We start from the raw sequence: 19,776 nt of genomic DNA, 5'->3' as shown, positions 1-19,776 counted from the left end.
TTTTTTCGAGTTTACTCGAAAATTCCCCTTTAAAATCTGTGATATCCGCCAGAGCTTGGCCAACATAATATTGGTCACTCAATCGTTATCATAGGATGTGGCGGTATTAGTACGTATAATTTTAGCATCTATGAAAATCTTGTGTAAAGGGTTAGCAGGTGGGTATTGAAAAAGTCCGATGTGTTCATTTAACTATTGAAAGTTCGATTCATCTGTATCTATTATTACGATTTCGATGCAAAATACTCTATTGAACCAAGTTACTCCATATTTTCTTTTGATAACGGATATGTAATTCACAGACCGTGTTTCGCCTTTAATGTATTGAAAACGGTGGAATAATTCGTGTACGAGAATAGAATATAAACTTTCATAATCCCATACAATTCGATATTTACAATTGCTGTCGGATAATTATTATAAAGAATGAGTGTACAATCTATAAATTGTTCATCTCGATAATTAAAAACTCACTTACTTTCTATTTTAAAACGCAGTAATGGTGCTAGTGAATTTTCTTCACTAACACCATTATTATAGGGCCATATAAAGAACTTTACCGACACTATGCATTTAAGGTCAATCATGCAAGATTCTTTTGGCAAGTAAAAATCAAGACTCTAGTAACATAATTATTACATTTTTAAAGTGATGTAAGTATCTTTTTATAATTCACTAACATTTTTGCTGCGTGAGCACGAGTTGCCTGATTCTTCGGAAGAAACATTCCCCCTGAACCTTCAGCAATACCGAGTTCTACAAGCATTGCAATTGCTTTTTGTGTTTCTTCATCATATAATGCAATATCAGGAAAATTTGCTTGTTGCTTTGGCTCATAAGCCATACCAGTCATTTTTTCGTATGAGCGATAAATCATTAATGCGAGTTGTGCACGTGTTACATCTGCGTTTGGCTTAAACGTCTCGTCTGAAAAACCGTGGATAACACCATTTGCGTATGCTCTCTCTAATTCTTCCAGCGTTTCAAGTTCGATACCATGAATATCAGTAAACGAAACTGTTGAACGTTCTGTCAACCTGAGAACTCGAACAATCAAGCTCGCCGCCTGCATTCGAGTGACATGATTGTCAGGACCGAAATCCCCATTCGGATAGCCTTTAAACCATCCATTACGATAAGCCTCTTTGATATATTCTTCTGCCCAATGCCCATTAATATCTGAAAATGGTGCTACTTTTAATCGTTTAATCATTAATGTATATACTTTTTCCTTGCCATCTTCTGCATGAACAACAATTTCAATCGTATTTTCGCCATCTGCTAAATCAATCTGTATCCTTCCTTCCACTTTCTCGCCATTGACGAAAATGCTCGCGCCATGATGGGTCGTTTCAAAAGTGATGTCAATCGAATCCGCTTCTGTTTCTATTTGATACACCGTTTCATCTGCTGAAAATCCCTTAAGAATATTGTTTTCACCTTTATACACTACCAAATTTGCTAAATTCGCATTGGACGATGGAATCAAATCGCCTCCCCCACCATGCTTTCTATACACCGTAACCGTATATATTTTTTCCTTGCCATCTTCTGCACGAACAACAATTTCAATCTTATTTTCGCCATCTTTTAAATCGATTTGCATCCTTCCTTCCACTTTCTCGCCATTGACGAAGATGCTTGCGCCATGATGGGTCGTTTCAAAAGTGATGTCAATCGCATCCGCTTCTGTCTCTATTTGATACGCCATTTTATCTGGTGAAAATCCCTTAAGAATATTATCTTCACCGCTATACACTGCTAAATCTGCTAAATTTGCATTGGACGATGGAATCCAACCGCCTCCTCCACCGTTAGTAATTGGCATTCTGTACACCGTAACTAGATAAGTTTTCTTTGTCCCGTCTTCTGCGGTTACTTCAATGTCAATCTCATTATTTCCTACAGCTAGCGGAATCAATTGAGAAGGACGACCACTTAACACCTGTTGACTATCTATTTCCATTGTTGCAAATAAGTCAGCCGTTGTTGCTGTAATCTGAACTTCACGCACATGGTTGCCTACATTTGCTGTATAACGCAAATCATTTGATGAGAACCGTTCATTCATACTACCAGTACTTAAAACGATATTTTGTAAGTCAGCATTTCGGGATAAAGCCGTCGTTGAAAACTGCGCTAACACGTCATACGTTATTCCCTTATCATTTTTCGCATATGCTCGATATTCATATGATGTATTTGGCTCAAGACCTGTTACCTCAACAGCGAAAATTCCGTTGCTAACTGTTTGTGCTACTAGCCTCATATAATTGTCTGTACTTCCACTCTTACGATACTCAATTCCTTGCTCGGTGACAGGCTTCGTCCCCACCGACGTTACCTCGCCTGCAAGCATCACAAATGTAGCCGTTATTTCTGTAGCTGTCCCAGTCGAGACGGTCGGAGCTTGGTGAGCTTTTAATACAATGTCACTATTTGCACTTAAGGCAGCGCCATCTGTAGAATCATCATATTCAGCTGTCGTTAGACTAACTGTTACATTCGTGATATCTCCAACATAAGGTGCAATGGCATTGCCATTTAACGTAATATGCACTGTTTTTGAATCTATTCTTGCTACAGCGCCCTTACTTACTCCGGATGGGAGATTACTCACCGTCCAATTCACTGGGTTTAACGTTTCGACAAATGTGCCACCCTTTAACATGACGATAATCTTTTTACCATCTTCTTCTGCCTCCCAAATATCATCTAACTGAGATAATGAAATCGATTCGGAATCGTTCGACGCTATAATTGACAGTGGAGGAGTAACTGTTACATTCACATCGCTTGTCAATACCGTTCCAGCTACTATTAAGTCTAGAGAATGATTGCTATCAAAATCGGTGCCGTCAAATGATAACGTCACAATTGCTTCAGTATCATTTGTCCTCTCCACTTGGCTGATTGTCAAACCTTTAGGTGCATTTTGTAATGTAAAATCACTTGCAATCAGTGGACTTTTAAACGTTGTGCCTGAAAGTGTAACCGTCAATCTTCTCCCATCTAAATTTTCTTCTGTTAAACTTTGATCGGCGCTTATTATTGCTGTAATATCTTGTGTTGTAAAGGTCATGACACTCCCATACGACGTTTCTTTTGCATTTGTCGCATAAGCGCGATATTCATAGGTTGTATTTGCTTCAAGACTATTTAACTCTACATTGTAACTACCTATATCTGCTAATGAATCGCTCACTTTTTTATAGCTACTTGCCCCACTTTTACGATACTCAATTCCCCGTTCTGTAATAGGTTGCCTTCCATCCGCCGTCACTTCTCCAGCTACCTCAGCCGAGTTCGTTGTTATATCGGTTACGTTCCCTGTCGAAACAATCGGTGCTTGTCCCGCCCGCAACACAATCCCACTTGCACTTAGAACTCCGCCACCCGTTGAATCATCATACTCTTCCGCTTTTAGACTTACTACCACATTCGTAATATCACCAGCATAAGACACAGTTGTATTTCCTCCTAATGTAATATGCACTGTTTTTGAATCTATTCTTGCTACAGCGCCCTTACTTACTCCGGATGGGAGATTATTCACCGTCCAATTCACTGGATTTAACGTTTCGACAAATGTGCCACCCTTTAACATGACAATAATCTTTTTACCATCTTCTTCTCCCTCCCAAATTTCATCTGACTCGGATAAAGTAATCCATTCGGAATCATTCGTTGCTATCACTGGCAATGGTGGAGTAACTAATAGAGCTGCTTCGCTTGTCAATACCGTTCCAGCTACTATTAAGTCTAGAGAATGATTGCTATCAAAATCGGTGCCATCAAATGATAACGTCACAATTGCTTCAGTATCATTTGTCCTCTCCACTTGACTGATTGTCAAACCTTTAGGTGCATTTTGTAATGTAAAATCACTTGCAATCAGTGGACTTTTAAACGTCGTACCTGAGAGCGTAACCGTCAATCTTCTCCCATCTAAATTTTCTTCTGTTAAACTTTGATCGGCGCTTATTATTGCTGTAATATCTTGTGTTGTAAAGGTCATGACACTTCCATACGATGTTCCAATTGTATTCGTTGCATACGCTCTTACTTCATAGCTCGTGCTCGGTGAAAGCCCTGTTAACTCAACCGTATAGTTCCCTGCTTCTGCCGTCTCTGCTACTACTTTCGTATAATCAGACGTTCCAGACTTACGATACTCAATTCCTCGTTCTGTCATCACTTCTCCACCGCTTGATGCAACTTCCGCGCTTATCATCGCAGAGTTAACCCCAATTTGAGCCGCATTACCTGTCTCTACAATCGGAGCAGAATTTGGTGCATATTCAATGAGTAAACGGGGAGGTTTATCTGTACTTCTTGCGAAAACCGTAAACGCACTTTCAACATTTGTTTCAGATAAATCTAATAAATCATCCGGAATTTCCCTACCATTCAAAACAAATGTTGCCATTCCATCGTCAACTTGTGAAACGATGAAGTTTTTCACATCAAATGAATAGGTAGAAGAACCGTTTACAATTTCTCGATCCTCTACAATTGGGTAATCTTTAGATAGGTTTACCCGAATCCCATCCTCTTGCCACCCGTCGTCCTCTGATCCATACAAATTAAGATGTGGCTGCATATCCAGCCACTCGCTCGGAGTTCTAAAAACCGACTTAACAAAAAACTCTAACGTTGCCGATTGAATGATTCTTGCTGGGTCAATACTGCTCACATCAAATTTCAACATTGATTCTGAATAGCCAAAAACCGTTCCTTCTATTTTTTGATATCCGACGATGAGTAAATTTTGTCCATCGAAATACCCTCCTGGATAAACACTCGTATCATCAATCATTTTATTAGCTACTGGCTCTAGCTCAATTGAATTTTCTGCGCTTGATTGTACAGATAAAAGTGTAGGCTCAAGCAACATAAAGAATAAAAAAAACACTAATATTCTATTAATAATTTTCATATTTCCACCTCGCCGTTTCTCCCCCGTTCTGTACACGAGGAAATTGTTTAAAGCAATAATACATTTGAGCATAACAATGCAAGGTTAAAATTAGGTTAAAAAAAAAACAAAAAACTTTAGAGAAATCTTCTTCTATACGGTTTAAAAATCATTCATGTGACTATCTTTCATATACACCAAACAACGACAATCTCAATTAAGAGCTCTCATTTGATTCCCTATAATACACAATTCTTATACCCGTACACCTGTTTCAAACAACAAAATTAAAATCAGAGGTTGTCCGAAAAGTCCATTTTGCTTTGACAGCGCATTGAAATAAAGATTTTCATCACGCCACTTTTACGGAAAGGTAACACCGCTAGAGCCAATGTTCATCCCATTTTTAAAAGAGGCGTTCTCTATTTATATGAGTCAACATTTTGTCAACCATCATTGCTACTGTCCAAAACGCCGGCTATGCACGGCTTTTTAGACAGCCCCTTCTTCTTTTATATCACAAAGGATTCTACTCGCTTCGTCATCATTGAATGTAACAATGATACATTTTTCGTTCTTTGAGCATTTATTGTTCTAATTTAAAATCATCAATTAACTCGATTAATCGAACCATCCAAAAAAGCTCCTTCCAAAAAGTTATTAGAAAATAACGATTCGAAAGGAGAAAAAAGATACGCCACGAGTTGCACGTTCATATTTATTTTGAAAAGAAGCTTTATAAATGCTGTACTATCAATAAATTCTATTCCCACTCAATCGTCGCAGGTGGCTTACTTGTAATATCATACAGCACGCGGTTAACATGCTTTACTTCATTGACAATACGTACAGAAATTTTCTCCAATACATCATATGGGATGCGTGCCCAGTCCGATGTCATCCCGTCGATAGAGGTTACACCGCGAATGCCGATTGCGTAGTCGTATGTGCGACCGTCGCCCATTACGCCTACAGAACGAATATCTGGTAGTACCGCGAAGTATTGCCAAATATCGCGCTCAAGGCCTGCATTTTTGATTTCTTCACGTAAAATATAGTCTGCTTCACGTACAATTTCTAATTTTTCCTCTGTTACTTCACCTAGTACACGGATACCTAGGCCCGGGCCTGGGAATGGTTGACGCCATACTACTGCTTCCGGCAGACCTAATTCCAATCCTAATGCACGTACCTCATCTTTGAATAATGTATTAAGGGGCTCAATTAGCTTAAACTTCATATCCTCTGGCAATCCCCCTACATTATGATGAGATTTAATTGTTTGTGCTGTCGCTGTGCCTGATTCAATGATATCTGTATAAAGCGTGCCTTGCGCTAAAAAGTCCATGTTATCTAGCTTTGCTGATTCCTCGTCAAATACATAAATGAATTCGTTACCGATGATTTTGCGCTTTTGCTCTGGGTCTGATACACCCTTTAGCTTGCTCATAAAGCGCTCCCGAGCGTCAATTTTAATTACTTTCATCTCAAAGTCTTCTGTGAAAGTTTTCATTACTTGCTCTACTTCACCTTTGCGGTTTAAGTTGTGGTCTACGAACATACATGTTAATTGATTGCCAATTGCTTTATGGATTAATACTGCTACAACTGAAGAGTCTACACCACCTGATAATGCACAAAGTACTTGTTTGTCGCCTACTTGCTCGCGAATTTTAGCAATTTCAATATCGATAAAGCTTGCCATCGACCAGTCGCCCTTCGCACCACACACATTAAACACGAAGTTTTTCAATAAGTCATTGCCATGAACAGAGTGACGTACCTCTGGGTGGAATTGAACTGCATATAGCTGATGCTCTACATTTGCCATAGCAGCTATTGGGCATGCCGAGCTTGTAGCCGTTATTTCGAAGCCTGCCGGTACTTCTGTTACGTGGTCACCGTGGCTCATCCAGACGATTTGCTCCTTTGGTAAATTTCCGAACAATTTGTCCTCCTGCACGATATTAATTTCTGCTTTACCGTATTCACGAGTTTCCGCGCTTTCTACTTTTCCACCTTGTGTATGTGCGATTAATTGCATACCATAGCAAATACCCAAAATCGGTAAGCCTAAATCGAAAATAGCCGAATCTACTTTGAACGCTTCGTCATCGTAAACAGAATTTGGACCGCCTGAAAATACGATTCCTATCGCGTTCATTTCTTTAATTTCTTGTGCTGTAATTGTATGTGAATGTAATTCTGAAAAAACACCGAATTCACGAATACGACGCGTAATTAATTGATTGAACTGACTTCCGAAATCGAGAACGACAATCTTTTCTTGCTCTTTTATTAAAGGAGTTGCCACAATTTTCACCTCTTCTAGTATATTTAATGCAGTCTACAATCACGAAAAACGCGTGGAAGTCATGCTTTCTACGCGTTCATTTCTAGTAAGTAGTAACACCACATTTTATTTTTTAAATTTTAACCGTTAATAAAAGGAAAATCAACTGCTAGCAAAATTGATGAAATATTCTTTTTTTATTAAAGGAAACTCTCCAAAAAAACCAAAATCCACCGAAACAAAAGAACAGTGCTTTTAATCTTTTAAAAAGTTAATCATTTTAAATCAATTGAAAAAGGTAATTGAGATAAAGAATGCACCTATCCCCTCACTATCCCAAAATAAAAACCGGGATATTTTCCAATGGAATACATAATATCTGCTTTTAAAAAGGAATATACCTTTAAATTAGAAATTCTAGCTATTCTGATACATTGCTGAAATTTCCTCTAACTCATTAATTAATCTCTGTATTAAAGGTTTTGGTGAGACTACTTTAATATGTTTACCCATTTTACTTAATAAAGAGGAAATAAAATTCAAATCCTTTTCATTCACATAAGCTTCAAAGAGATACATATTATCGTTTATAGGAGAAATCGTTACACTATCCCAAAGATGATTCTTTAGCATATTGAGACCTCTCTCCTGACAATGAATTTCTATTTTAATTTTATTATCAGGACGAAAGATAAAAATAGTGCAATAAAAACAAAAAAGAGCTGTAAACCCTTGACACAAAAGGGTTTACAGCTCTCCTATAATTACTCCCACTCAATCGTGCCGCCTGGCTTTGGAGACAGGTCGTAGCATACGCGATTGACATGCTTTACTTCATTAATGATACGGTCTGTAATTTTTAATAGGATTGGCCAGTCAATTTGTTCAATAGTTGCTGTCATTGCATCTACTGTATTAACTGCGCGAATAATGACTGGATATTCGTATGTGCGCTCATTGTTGCGCACACCAACAGATTTAAAGTTTGGTACGACTGTGAAGTATTGCCATACTTTTTGGTCCAATCCTGCAAGCGCAAATTCTTCACGTAAAATGGCATCTGATTCACGTACTGCTTCAAGGCGCTCAGGTTCAATTTCACCTAACACGCGCACGCCAAGCCCCGGTCCTGGGAATGGCTGGCGATACACCATATCATGAGGAAGTCCAAGCTCAACGCCACATGCACGCACTTCATCCTTAAATAATTGGAATAATGGCTCCACTAATTCAAATTGTAAATCCTCTGGAAGTCCACCTACATTATGATGCGATTTTACAACTTTATGCGTTTTTGTACCTGATTCTACGATATCTGGGTAGATTGTCCCTTGTGCGAGGAAGTCAATTCCTTCAAGCTTGCGTGCTTCCTCTTCAAAGACGCGAATAAATTCATTACCGATAATTTTACGTTTTTCCTCCGGTTCACTTACACCTTTCAATTTTCCTAAAAAACGCTCGCTTGCATCTACATAAACAAGGTTTTCTTCAAGGTCCTTTTCAAACATAGCGATAACGCCCTCAGATTCATTTTTACGCATTAAACCATGGTTTACGTGCACGCAAACTAATTGTTTCCCAATTGCTTTAATAAGTAATGCTGCTACAACAGATGAATCCACACCGCCTGACAGGGCTAAAAGCACCTTTTTATCGCCAACCTGCTGACGAATTAAAGCGACTTGGTCCTCAATGAAATTTTTCATATTCCAGTTAGCCTCAGCTTTACATGTATCAAAAACGAATTCCTTTAAAAAAGCTTTCGTTTCTTCCTCGTTCGGCCATTTAGTTAATGTTTTGGATGCTTTAGTTGATGGGTGGTCTACGCTAATAACAGGAATGTCTAAATTATAAATTTCATCTAATACGTCGATTGCTTCGCCATCAACGATATTATTTTCACCGCCATTTAAAATAATTCCTTTAACCGTTTTTAAATCTTGAATATTTTGAGCGGTAATATCATGTGGATGGATTTCACTATACACACCTAAATCACGAATCCAACGAGCAATCGTTGTGTTTTCACTGCTTCCTAAATCTAATACTAAAATATTGTCTTGCTTCATCCCGACACAACCTCCTATTAATGCTATTTACCCCGCATGAACAGGCAGTAATCTTTTTCGAAAGCTAGGTACAGGACGCTAATTTTCAAGTTTACTACCTGTCAAAGCTTGATTAGTAAATTGTAACAACCAGCAAACAAGATAAAACCCTCTGCTGGTTGAAGTATCACTTTATTCTACTCTTTTTAAGGCTTTCTGAAAAGTAGCTGCTGTACAACTTTCCAGAAAGCTGTTTGAAGTGTTCCTTACGAACTTGCTAATTGATGAAAATCTGTATAGTAAATCACTAGCCCTTTGTACGGTTAATTAAATACGCCCAGTTTTCTTTTAGCTGCTCATAATCTAGTGCCTCACCCTTTTCGCTATAAATCATGCGCTCATAAGCCTCTGTTAAAATTGACATATCCTTCGTACCGAAATGCTCGTCTACTTGCTGCGCAAAGTTTTTCAATGTTTGATTGTTTTGACGTTTAAAGCCATAACGCTCTAATTGCTTCAATAAGCGCGTATAAGATAAATCAAAATTCCCTGCATCCTGCTTTTTCTGGCGCTGCATTTGTACATATACGGTTGGCAACCATTTACGGCGTCGGCGATACAACAAGAAGCCTACAGCAGCTAAAGCAATCATTAATACAATCAACCATTTTTTATTTTTCTCGTTTAATATGCTTGAAGTAGTTGCTTTTGTTTCTTCATTTTGTGTTGCTTGCTCCAATTCCTCTCTTTGTTGTTGCTCTAGCTCTCTTTGCTCCTCTGTTACGAGCTCATCTTCGTTTTCTGTTAGCTCTACGTCATAATCAATAGATGCTGGACTAGAGAAGCCAATTGTTGGCTCGAACGGCATCCAGCCGACACCATCTACATATACCTCTACCCAAGAATGGGCATCGTTGTTTTGCACTTCATATATGTAGAGCCCATCATCTGAACGACCAACTTGCTCGCCCCCTACGAAGCCTTTCACCCATCTTGCCGGGATATCAACAGCGCGAAGCATGACAACCATTGCTGTAGAGAAATTGTCACAATAGCCTCGCTTTGTTTCAAACAAAAATTGGTCTACATAGTCTTGGTCTTCTGCAGGATATGCAATATTTTTCGTGTCATAGCTAAAATCATTTTGCTGGAAGTAGCGCTCAATTGCTCTTGCCTTATCATACGTTGTACCGTAATCGCTAGTAATTTCCTCAGCTAGCTGACGTACACGCTCCGGTAAATTATGTGGCAATTGTAAAAAACGCGCATCCACTACCATTCTCGGCATATTTTTATCCTTTAATGCGGTGAAGCTATATGAAGGCTCACTATAAACAAGCTGATAATGGTCGAGTGCAACAATATTATCTTGCACAACTGTTTGCAACTTTTCTGTTTGTCCATTTAAAATAGTATATCCATCAAACACGACTCGTTGTAGACCGTATGGCTGCAAAATAAATGGGAATTCCTCTAGCGGGAATATTTCTGCCTGTTTTGGCTCCTCACCAGTCGGAATCGAAAGCGGCAATATCGTATTAGATGGAAGTTCCATTTCAAAATAGGAACTATTGTCCACAACCCAGCCTTTTGTCGTATAGAAATCCTTTGTTTCTACACGCCAATATTGCCTTTTTTGTGCATGTGCCCGAAAGACGACTGTATCATCCTGTGAAAAGCCCCCGCCTAAGGTCTCATCATTTTCACCGTAGCCGACCTTTCCTTCTACAGCTCCGCCCCCATTTCCTTGCCCTGTTAGGCTTTTAATAAATGGAACAGGATCTGACCATTGTGGAGATGCTTTTGGTAGCAAGAAAGCGACAAAGCCAGCTAAACAAACAAATACAATAACAGGCATTAAATAATGCATATAAGATTTTCTTTGCAGCAATGTCCCCATCGTCGTACTAGAACGCTTCAAGAAAAGAAAGGCGGTTAGCATTAAACCGAGCAACATAACTTTTACAATTGCGGCTTTCCCGTCATAATCACTAAATGTATCAAGTGTTGCAATAAAGAAAACTGTTAACAATAGGAAATAGAAGACACTCATATGTACAGTAATCCAATGATGAATTAAATAAACGAGCATCCAAATTAGTATTAAAAACAGTAATGTACGAAATGGATTGGACACTTCAGTGAAATTTCTTTGCAATAGCTGAAGCATATTCCACTGCAAATCGCTATATAAAAAGTGGAGCCCCTCAGTTGAAAAAAATGAAAACTCACTATACGCCCTTATAATAAAAAATGCGATATAGCCTATTTTAATAAACCATGTGATGAAAAGTGGTAAGCCTAGCAAAGCAAGTGCTAGTGAAAGAGCAATAAAAAGAAGAAAATAATAATCGTACCCTGTGTTCGTCAGCTCCATAATCGGATTCAACCATTCTCGTAAAATGACGAAAATAATTAAATAATAAATACCATATTCTAAATAAAACCTTACATCCTTTTTCACGGTCTATTCACCTCCGTGAATGCTTGACTAAACATATCCTCAGTTAAATAAATCACTCGGTTTTGTCCTATCGTGCGGTATGTATTTGTCATGCTTTTTAATTCATCTTTCGTAACAATAACAAAGCAAATAATTGCACGTACATGCTGTGCTTTACTTAATAATAATTGCTGACATTCCTTCGTAAACTCACCTGTCACGATAATTAAAATGGATTGATTCAACCCTTGGTATCTGCTACGTACAATTGTTGACGCTGTGTCCTCTCCACTTGCCTGAACGATAGCTAAATGACGCATCACTTTTTCTAGCTGTCCGTCTGTTCGTACAACAGGCATGTACAATCGATTTTCTCCTGCTGTAGCAAATGAGACCTCCCCGTTATGCTTCACAATTGATTGCATAATAGAGGCAGTTAAGCTAACCGCCTCTTCAAAATGCTTGACGGATGATTGCTGAATACAAACGAGTAAACGCTGTGCTTGGCGGTCTTCAAATTCCTTTGTGCGCAGTGTCCCATCCTTGGCAAAGGATTTCCAATGAATCCACGAAAAGCGGTCACCTGGCTGATAATTTCGGACACCTGTTGCCATTGTTGTATCTTTCAATATCGTATATTTAGAGGCTACTGTCCCTTGATCATACTGCATTTGCATTGTAGAAAATGGGATTGCAACGGTTTTCGGATAAACGAGAATTGCATGCGGCGCTTCTACATTTTTCTGACGGATTGCCCAGCCGAAAAAATCGGTCACTGTAAATGCCAAACCTTGAAAGCGATATTCACCACGCGTCACATTTTTAACTTCATATGTCCACTCAAAGTATCGTTTGAAGCCAACAAAAATTAATTTACTATTATCGTTTAGATGATGCTCCTCCGCCATTTCGCGAACAGTCAAAAAAGCCAATGGAATTCTTGTATTGTTACGAAAGCCTACCGTTATTTGCAAATCATCGCCATGCTTTGCGTAAGATGGATAAATATTACGCTCCGTTATTGAAAATCTCAACGGTACGATATACAGCATGATTGCATAAAGCAAAAATGGGCTTATTACAAAAAAAATAAACCAACTTACAAAGCCACCTTGAAACATCGCATAGCAAAATAAGGCAATCGCGAGTATTACAATACTTACTAATTTAATATTATTTCGAATAATTGTATAAACATTCGTCATTGTTCACCATACCTTTGAACAGGTACTCTGCCCCATTCAACAATACGCTCCATAACCTGTTCTGCTGTAATCCCTTCATAACGTGCTTCTGGCTGCAAAATCAAACGGTGGCTAAAGACAAATGGCGCTAAATATTGCACATCATCAGGCGTTACAAAATCTCTTCCTTTTAATAAAGCGTAGGCTTGTGCTGCTTTCATTAAAGCAAGTGAGGCACGCGGGCTTACACCCAAATAAATTTGTCCATCACGACGCGTTGCGCTAGCTAATTCGACAATATACGTTTTAACGCTATCTTCGATATAAACTTGCTTTACCTCATGCTGCAATGCTAGTAGCTCTTCTAAAGAAAGCACCGCCTTAATCTCTTCAATTGGCTGCTTGTACTGTGCCCTTCTTAATACTTCTACCTCCTCAGCTACTGTCGGGTAGCCCATTTTAATCTTTAATAAAAAGCGATCAAGCTGCGCCTCGGGTAATGGGTATGTACCCTCGTATTCAATTGGATTTTGCGTTGCCATAACGAAAAATGGCTTTGCGATTTTAAGCGTTTCACCATCAATTGTCACAGACGCCTCCTCCATCGCTTCAAGCAAGGCTGATTGCGTTTTTGGCGATGTTCGGTTAATTTCGTCTGCCAATATAATATTACCGATAATTGGGCCTGCTCGGAATTCAAATTCCAATGTTTTCGGATTATAAACTGAAACCCCTACAACATCCGAAGGCAATAAATCAGGTGTAAATTGAATTCTGCGGAATTCCGCACTAACTGATTTCGCCAAAGAACGAACCATCATTGTTTTTCCTACACCGGGAACGTCCTCTAATAACACATGTCCTCCCGCGAGCAGAGCAACAACGCTAAGTTCGGCAACCTCCTTCTTCCCTATCATGACCTTTTCTATATTTTTTATAATCGCTTCTATTTGATGATGCATCCTATGTCCCCCTTGCAGCAATAGCAATTTTTTGAATAATCAAACATGTATTAGCATAATTATATCTAGACTTCCATGAAAAATCCTTCAATATAACCTATGTTGTCCACCAATCATTTGATTTTAATCAGCAGGGAGTTGAAACTTTCTGCTAATACTTTAAGAATAGCTAAAAGCACTTTTAAACACAACTAAAAGGAGATAGGGTATGCAACGAGCAGTACAGTTGCCGACTTGTTGCACACTGAAGATGGTTCTTTTTTACATCTTTCATTTTATTAAAATTCTTTGTAAAATAAAAGCTAATCAACAAACCTGATTTTTATCCCGTAGTTTCTTTGCTAAAACATCAACAAAGCGTTTCATCAAGCAGGGAACTACACTGTTTGGTGAAACGCACTCTAAATTGAATTTCGGTATGTGTAATGGCGACTTTTGATATTGCTCGTATAATTAACCACTTGAGACGCTACGATAAGACGGTTGCGAATCATCGCGGAGTCTGCATTATACTGCATGCCTTTAATAATAAGGCGTGGGCTATTTTTTAAAATAATGCCTTTATTTTTCTTATTTTTTTTATTATTCGCTAGGAAAGATTCATGATTGGACTGCTGAAACGGTGGGCGATTGTTTTCATCCATCACCTGTCCAAAAGCATCGCTAGCCTGCACATAATGGCGCGTGTCGCGAAACATATTATTATGCGTAGCACTTACTCTAGACGTGCGCATTACACATACCTCCTTTCAATTTCAATAGAATTACTTGTACTATTTATATCGTATTTTTGTGTAAAAAATAAAGCTGGCGTAAAAAATAGAAAGGCCGAGCTATTCAGGAGTGCCTTTTAGCGTTCCATTCATAGTTCGGCTCTATTGTTTTCTCATTTCCAAAAATCATCAAAAATCGTAATTGGCATATGTCGTTTATGCTGTGAACGCAAATAGTGCCCTTCTAAAATGGCGCGCGCATCTGCTGGTATTTCTTTACCTTCCAAATAATCATCAATTAAATCATAGGTGATGCCAAGCGCTACCTCATCAGGTAGTGCAGGACGGTTCTCCTCTAAATCCGCTGTCGCCACTTTAACGTATAAATGCGCTGGACAATTTAAGTGCGCTAAAATTTGCTTTCCTTGGCGCTTATTTAAACGGAAAATCGGCATTAAGTCTGCGCCACCATCTCCAAATTTTGTGTAAAACCCTGTAATTGCTTCAGCCGCATGGTCGGTGCCAATTACGACTGCATTATGCATTGCAGCAATCGAAAACTGTGCTTTCATACGCTCCCGTGCCTTTTCATTGCCCTTCACAAAATCGCTTAATTGGATACCAGCAGCAGTTAATGTGTGTACACTTGCATCTACCGCCGCTTTAATATTAATTGTGTAAATATGCGTTGGCTGAATAAATTCTAACGCATCTTGGCAATCTTGTTCGTCAAACTGATTACCGTATGGTAAGCGAACTGCCCAAAATGCATATTTATTTTCGCCTGCCTCTGCATTTAGCTCATCTACCGCTAGCTGGGTTAGCTTGCCAGCAAGCGTAGAATCCTGACCGCCACTAATCCCTAGCACAAAGCCTTTAATAAAACTATGCTTCTTGGCATAGCTTTTGAGAAAATCAATTGTTTTACGAACTTCCTCTTGTGGGTCAATCGTTGGTAAAACCTTTAGCTCTTCAATAATTTGCTGTTGCAATGTCATTTGTCAACACCCCTTATGATTGCTCCAACTTTTCAACCATTGCACGCGCCTCATTAATATTGCGCATTTTATTATCCCAGCATTTTTGACTTAAATCTACAGGATACTCCTCTGGATTTAATGAACGCTTATACTCATCCCACAGCAGCTCTAAATTGTCCTTTGCATATTGGCGAATAGTTGTAAGTGCTGGGTTTTGATAAATAATCTTCCCATCTTCAATTACTTTTACATGCAAGTTTTTCGCTTCAAAATTTGTGACGAATTTTGAGACAAATGTATGCACAGGATGGAACATTTTAATGCGATTTTCCTCCTGTGGCTGCTCGTCCTCCATCGCAATATAATCTCCCTCTGACTTGCCTGTAGCGCGGTCGATAATGCGATAGACCTTTTTCAAGCCCGGTGTCGTTACTTTTTCAGCGTTTGCAGAAATTTTAATTGTATCCTCCATCACACCGTTTTCATTTTCAATTGCTACTATTTTATAAACAGCTCCTAACGCTGGCTGATCATATGCAGTAATAAGCTTTGTGCCAATCCCCCACATATCCACCTTTGCCCCTTGTGCCTTTAAATTTAAAATTGTATATTCATCTAAATCATTCGACACAATTACTTTCGCATCTGGAAACCCTGCCTCATCAAGCATACGACGTGCTTCCTTTGATAAAAAGGCGATGTCCCCGCTATCTAAACGAATGCCGACAAAATTAATTTTATCCCCAAGTTCCTTTGCTACTTTAATTGCACTTGGGACGCCTGATTTTAATGTGTTATACGTATCTACTAAAAAGACGCAATTGCGATGTCGCTTCGCATACGCATGAAAGGCGTCATAATCATTTTTATATGCTTGTACAAGCGCATGTGCATGCGTGCCCGATACAGGAATATTAAACTTTTTCCCCGCGCGCACATTTGATGTTGATTCAAAGCCACCAATTACAGCAGCTCTTGCCCCCCACAATGCAGCATCCATTTCCTGTGCACGTCTTGTTCCAAACTCCATGCCTACCTCATCTTTTATCACTTGCTTAATACGACTTGCCTTTGTTGCAATAAGTGTTTGGAAATTAACGATATTCAGCAGGGCAGTTTCAACTAACTGCGCTTCAATAAGCGGTGCCTCAATGCGCATAATTGGCTCATTGCCAAAAGCAAGCTCCCCTTCTACCATTGAATAGACTGTTCCTGTAAAGCGAATATCTTGTAAATAGCTTAAAAAATCTTCCCCATAGCCTAGCTCTTCACGCAAGTAAGCAATATCGCTTTCTGTAAAGTGGAAGTTTTTTAAATAATCAAGCGCACGCTCAAGTCCTGCAAAAACAGCATAGCCATTGCCAAATGGTAACTTTCTAAAATATAGCTCAAACACAGCCTTTCGATTATGCACATTATCTGCCCAATAACTTTCAGCCATATTGATTTGATATAAGTCCGTGTGTAACGCTAAGCTATCATCTTGATACTTCGTTCCCATACAAAATCCCTTCTTCCGAAACATATTAGTCATAGTATACACTATTTTAGAATTTTAATCGGCTCGAATGTTTGTGCTTAATGATATACTTTATCGTAATATCATGAGAAAAAAGGAGACTGCTATGACCGTTTCACACGTAATCAAATTTGAAAATATTAGCTACCAAATAAATAAACAAATGATTTTATCGAATATTTCACAGCGAGTACAGCAGGGCTCTATTACTACATTAATTGGTCCATCAGGCGCAGGAAAAACGACGTTGCTCAAATTATGCAATGCGCTTATTAGTCCGACAAATGGCAATATTTATGTGGAAGGACAAGCCATCGACACATTTGAACCAACCGCACTTCGCAGAAAGGTAGGTATCGTTTTACAGCAGGCCCCTATTTTGCGAACAACTGTCTTTGAAAATCTAGCATTGCCAAGACGGCTTCAGCACGAGATATTAACAAACGAAGAGGCTTTGAACGCACTTATTGATGTCGGTCTAGATGAATCTTTCTTACTAAAACAGGCAACTGATTTATCTGGTGGGCAAAAACAAAAAATAGCAATTGCTAGAACTTTATTAAACAACTCTACTATTCTATTGCTAGATGAAATTACATCCGCCTTAGACCCACAATCCGTTTATGATATTGAGCAATTAATTTTAAAGCTGCGCCAAAGAGGTGTAACAATTATTTGGATTACGCATAGTATTCGGCAAGCACAGGAGTTAGGGGATATGACATGGGTATTAATGAAGGGTCAATTGGTCGCTGCGGGTGCAACGAAAGAAATAATGAACTCTACAGACCCTAGAATTGTAGCATTTCTTCTTGGGAGGACGACATGACCTATACAGCATTAGCATTAACACTTATTTTTGTCCTCATTCCACTTCTTTTATCCAAGACATTAAATTTAGGGCTTGAAAAGGATACAGTAATTGCCACTGTGCGCTCCATTATTCAGCTACTTGTCGTCGGCTATGTATTGAAATTCGTTTTTGATACCGAGCATTTCATTTATTTGTTACTGATGATTGTATTGATGATTACCGTTGCGACACTTAACGCACGTAAAAATGGGAAAAATATTCCGGGTATTACATGGAAATTAGCGGTTACATTAATTGTTGTTGAAGTGATTACACAAGGTGTGTTAGTTGGTTTTCATATTATTCCACCAACCGCCCAATATATTATTCCGATTAGCGGAATGCTAATTGGCAATTCAATGGTTTTAGCTATTTTGTTTTTAAACCGCTTCTCGGCAGAAATCGAAGCACACGAGCATGAAATTGAGCTTATTTTATCGCTTGGTGGTACGCCAAAGCAAGCAGTGCATCGCCATTTAACGAAGGCCATTAAAGCGAGTATGATTCCAACAATTGAAGCGCAAAAAACAATCGGTCTTGTTCAGTTACCCGGTATGATGAGTGGACAAATTATCGGTGGCGCTGACCCGATACAGGCAGTACAATTTCAAATTTTAATCGTCTTTGCTTTGTTAACATGCGCGACATTAACTAGCATTGTTTTTGGCTTTTTAATCTATCCTTCTTTGTTTAATGAACGTATGCAATTAATTAAAAATTCTTTTAATTGATGATGTTCTATACTTTGGTAGCATATTCGCCTAAATATGTTATAATAATTTAGATTTATATTCTAAAAATAAAAGGAGCACAGTTTATGCTATTACGTGACTTTTTTATCCACTTATCAGAAAACCAGCTTTTAAATAGCGCAGCACAAAAGTATGGCTTAAAATTAGGAGCTCAAAGCGTCGTTGCAGGCACGAATATCCCTGAAGTAATCGAAAGTATTAAACAATTAAATGCACTTGGCATTTCATGTACAGTAGATAATTTAGGTGAATTTGTTTTCGAAAAATCTGAAGCTACAAAAGCGAAAGAGCAAATTTTAGCTGTCATTGAAGCGATTCATACTGAAGGTGTAGATGCACATATCTCATTAAAGCCTTCCCAGCTTGGTCTAGATATCGATATTGATTTCTGTTATGACAATTTACGTGAAATCGTGGCAAAAGCTGCTGAATACGATATTTTTGTTAACTTTGATATGGAAAACTATGACCGTTTACAAGTATCTTTCGATTTAGTCGAAGAGCTTTCTAAAACATATGATAATGTCGGCACAGTAATCCAAGCATACTTTTTCCGTGCGAAAGAAGATATTGAAAAATTCAAGGACTATCGCCTCCGTATCGTAAAAGGTGCATACAAGGAATCTGAGTCTGTTGCATACCAAGATAAATTAGATATCGACTTAAACTACATCGAATTAATCGAATATCATTTACTAAACGGTAAATTTACGTCAATCGCTACACATGACCACAATGTTATCGAACATGTGAAACGCTTTGTAAAAGACCATAATATCCCAAATGATAAATTCGAATTCCAAATGCTATACGGCTTCCGTAAAGAAATGCAAGTCGCTTTAGCAAAAGAAGGCTATAATTTCTGTACGTATGTACCATTCGGCAAAGACTGGTACGGCTACTTCATGCGCCGTCTTGCAGAGCGTCCGCAAAACTTAAATCTTGTAACGAAACAAGTATTTAACAAAAAAACAAACACAATTTTAGCTGTCGCAGCAGGCGCTTTTGCATTAGGTCGCTTAACAAAAAAGAAAAAGTAAATTTTAAAAAGGGCCTGTCCGAAAAGTGTATATCTTTTCGGACAGGCTCTGCTTTTATAATAAATATTCGC

General features: G+C 38.6%; 13 protein-coding genes. 3 read left to right on the top strand and 10 right to left on the bottom strand.

The features are described from left to right. Window positions 1-643: 643 nt before the first annotated feature. From C9J36_RS16110 to C9J36_RS16065, 10 genes are all read right to left on the bottom strand, one after another. Entirely contained in the window at window positions 644-4,939 is a 4,296-nt protein-coding gene (locus C9J36_RS16110; protein ID WP_161956455.1) for a cadherin-like beta sandwich domain-containing protein, read from the bottom strand. A gap of 742 nt (window positions 4,940-5,681) precedes the next feature. After that, window positions 5,682-7,235: a glutamine-hydrolyzing GMP synthase gene (guaA, locus tag C9J36_RS16105; protein WP_107943763.1), complete on the bottom strand. Its 1,554-nt coding sequence runs from the start codon at window positions 7,233-7,235 to the stop codon at window positions 5,682-5,684. Between the two features lie 393 nt (window positions 7,236-7,628). After that, window positions 7,629-7,844 carry a WYL domain-containing protein gene (locus tag C9J36_RS16100; protein WP_235616099.1) on the bottom strand — a complete coding sequence of 72 codons (216 nt, stop codon included), beginning with the start codon at window positions 7,842-7,844 and terminating at the stop codon, window positions 7,629-7,631. 131 nt (window positions 7,845-7,975) lie between these two features. Continuing rightward, window positions 7,976-9,280 (bottom strand): glutamine-hydrolyzing GMP synthase, encoded by a 1,305-nt coding sequence (gene guaA / locus C9J36_RS16095; RefSeq protein WP_107943746.1) that lies wholly within the window; start codon window positions 9,278-9,280, stop codon window positions 7,976-7,978. 286 nt (window positions 9,281-9,566) lie between these two features. Further along, window positions 9,567-11,723: a transglutaminase TgpA family protein gene (locus C9J36_RS16090; protein ID WP_107943745.1), complete on the bottom strand. Its 2,157-nt coding sequence runs from the start codon at window positions 11,721-11,723 to the stop codon at window positions 9,567-9,569. Then, the gene (locus C9J36_RS16085) at window positions 11,720-12,907 is read right to left on the bottom strand and encodes a DUF58 domain-containing protein (RefSeq protein WP_107943744.1); all 1,188 of its coding nucleotides are present in this window, start codon (window positions 12,905-12,907) and stop codon (window positions 11,720-11,722) included. The genes C9J36_RS16090 and C9J36_RS16085 overlap by 4 nt, the downstream gene beginning before the upstream one ends. Further along, entirely contained in the window at window positions 12,904-13,848 is a 945-nt protein-coding gene (locus C9J36_RS16080) for an AAA family ATPase (protein ID WP_066165802.1), read from the bottom strand. Before C9J36_RS16080 ends, C9J36_RS16085 begins: the two co-directional genes overlap by 4 nt. A gap of 401 nt (window positions 13,849-14,249) precedes the next feature. Then, window positions 14,250-14,582 carry a hypothetical protein gene (locus C9J36_RS16075; RefSeq protein WP_066165799.1) on the bottom strand — a complete coding sequence of 111 codons (333 nt, stop codon included), beginning with the start codon at window positions 14,580-14,582 and terminating at the stop codon, window positions 14,250-14,252. Between the two features lie 152 nt (window positions 14,583-14,734). Then, on the bottom strand, window positions 14,735-15,559 hold the full coding sequence (gene nadE, locus C9J36_RS16070) for an NAD(+) synthase (protein ID WP_107943743.1): 825 nt from the start codon (window positions 15,557-15,559) through the stop codon (window positions 14,735-14,737). A gap of 13 nt (window positions 15,560-15,572) precedes the next feature. Beyond that, complete coding sequence (locus C9J36_RS16065) at window positions 15,573-17,042, bottom strand: nicotinate phosphoribosyltransferase (RefSeq protein ID WP_066165793.1); 1,470 nt, start codon at window positions 17,040-17,042, stop codon at window positions 15,573-15,575. Between the two features lie 124 nt (window positions 17,043-17,166). Between C9J36_RS16065 and C9J36_RS16060 the strand changes: the two genes are divergently transcribed. The 3 genes from C9J36_RS16060 to C9J36_RS16050 all read left to right on the top strand — a co-directional run bounded on the left by C9J36_RS16060 (window position 17,167) and on the right by C9J36_RS16050 (window position 19,705). Next, window positions 17,167-17,889 (top strand): ABC transporter ATP-binding protein, encoded by a 723-nt coding sequence (locus tag C9J36_RS16060; protein WP_107943742.1) that lies wholly within the window; start codon window positions 17,167-17,169, stop codon window positions 17,887-17,889. Further along, window positions 17,886-18,644, top strand: coding sequence for an ABC transporter permease (locus C9J36_RS16055; RefSeq protein ID WP_107943741.1), 759 nt, complete (start codon window positions 17,886-17,888; stop codon window positions 18,642-18,644). Before C9J36_RS16060 ends, C9J36_RS16055 begins: the two co-directional genes overlap by 4 nt. 86 nt (window positions 18,645-18,730) lie before the next feature. Continuing rightward, a complete protein-coding gene (locus C9J36_RS16050; protein ID WP_107943740.1) occupies window positions 18,731-19,705 on the top strand; it encodes a proline dehydrogenase family protein in 975 nt (324 codons plus the stop codon). The last annotated feature ends 71 nt before the right edge of the window (window positions 19,706-19,776 follow it).

It is taken from the genome of Metasolibacillus fluoroglycofenilyticus, assembly GCF_003049645.1.
Lineage (GTDB): Bacteria > Bacillota > Bacilli > Bacillales_A > Planococcaceae > Metasolibacillus > Metasolibacillus fluoroglycofenilyticus.
Note: the sequence above shows the minus strand (reverse complement) of the source record. Positions and strands in the feature narration are given on the sequence as shown.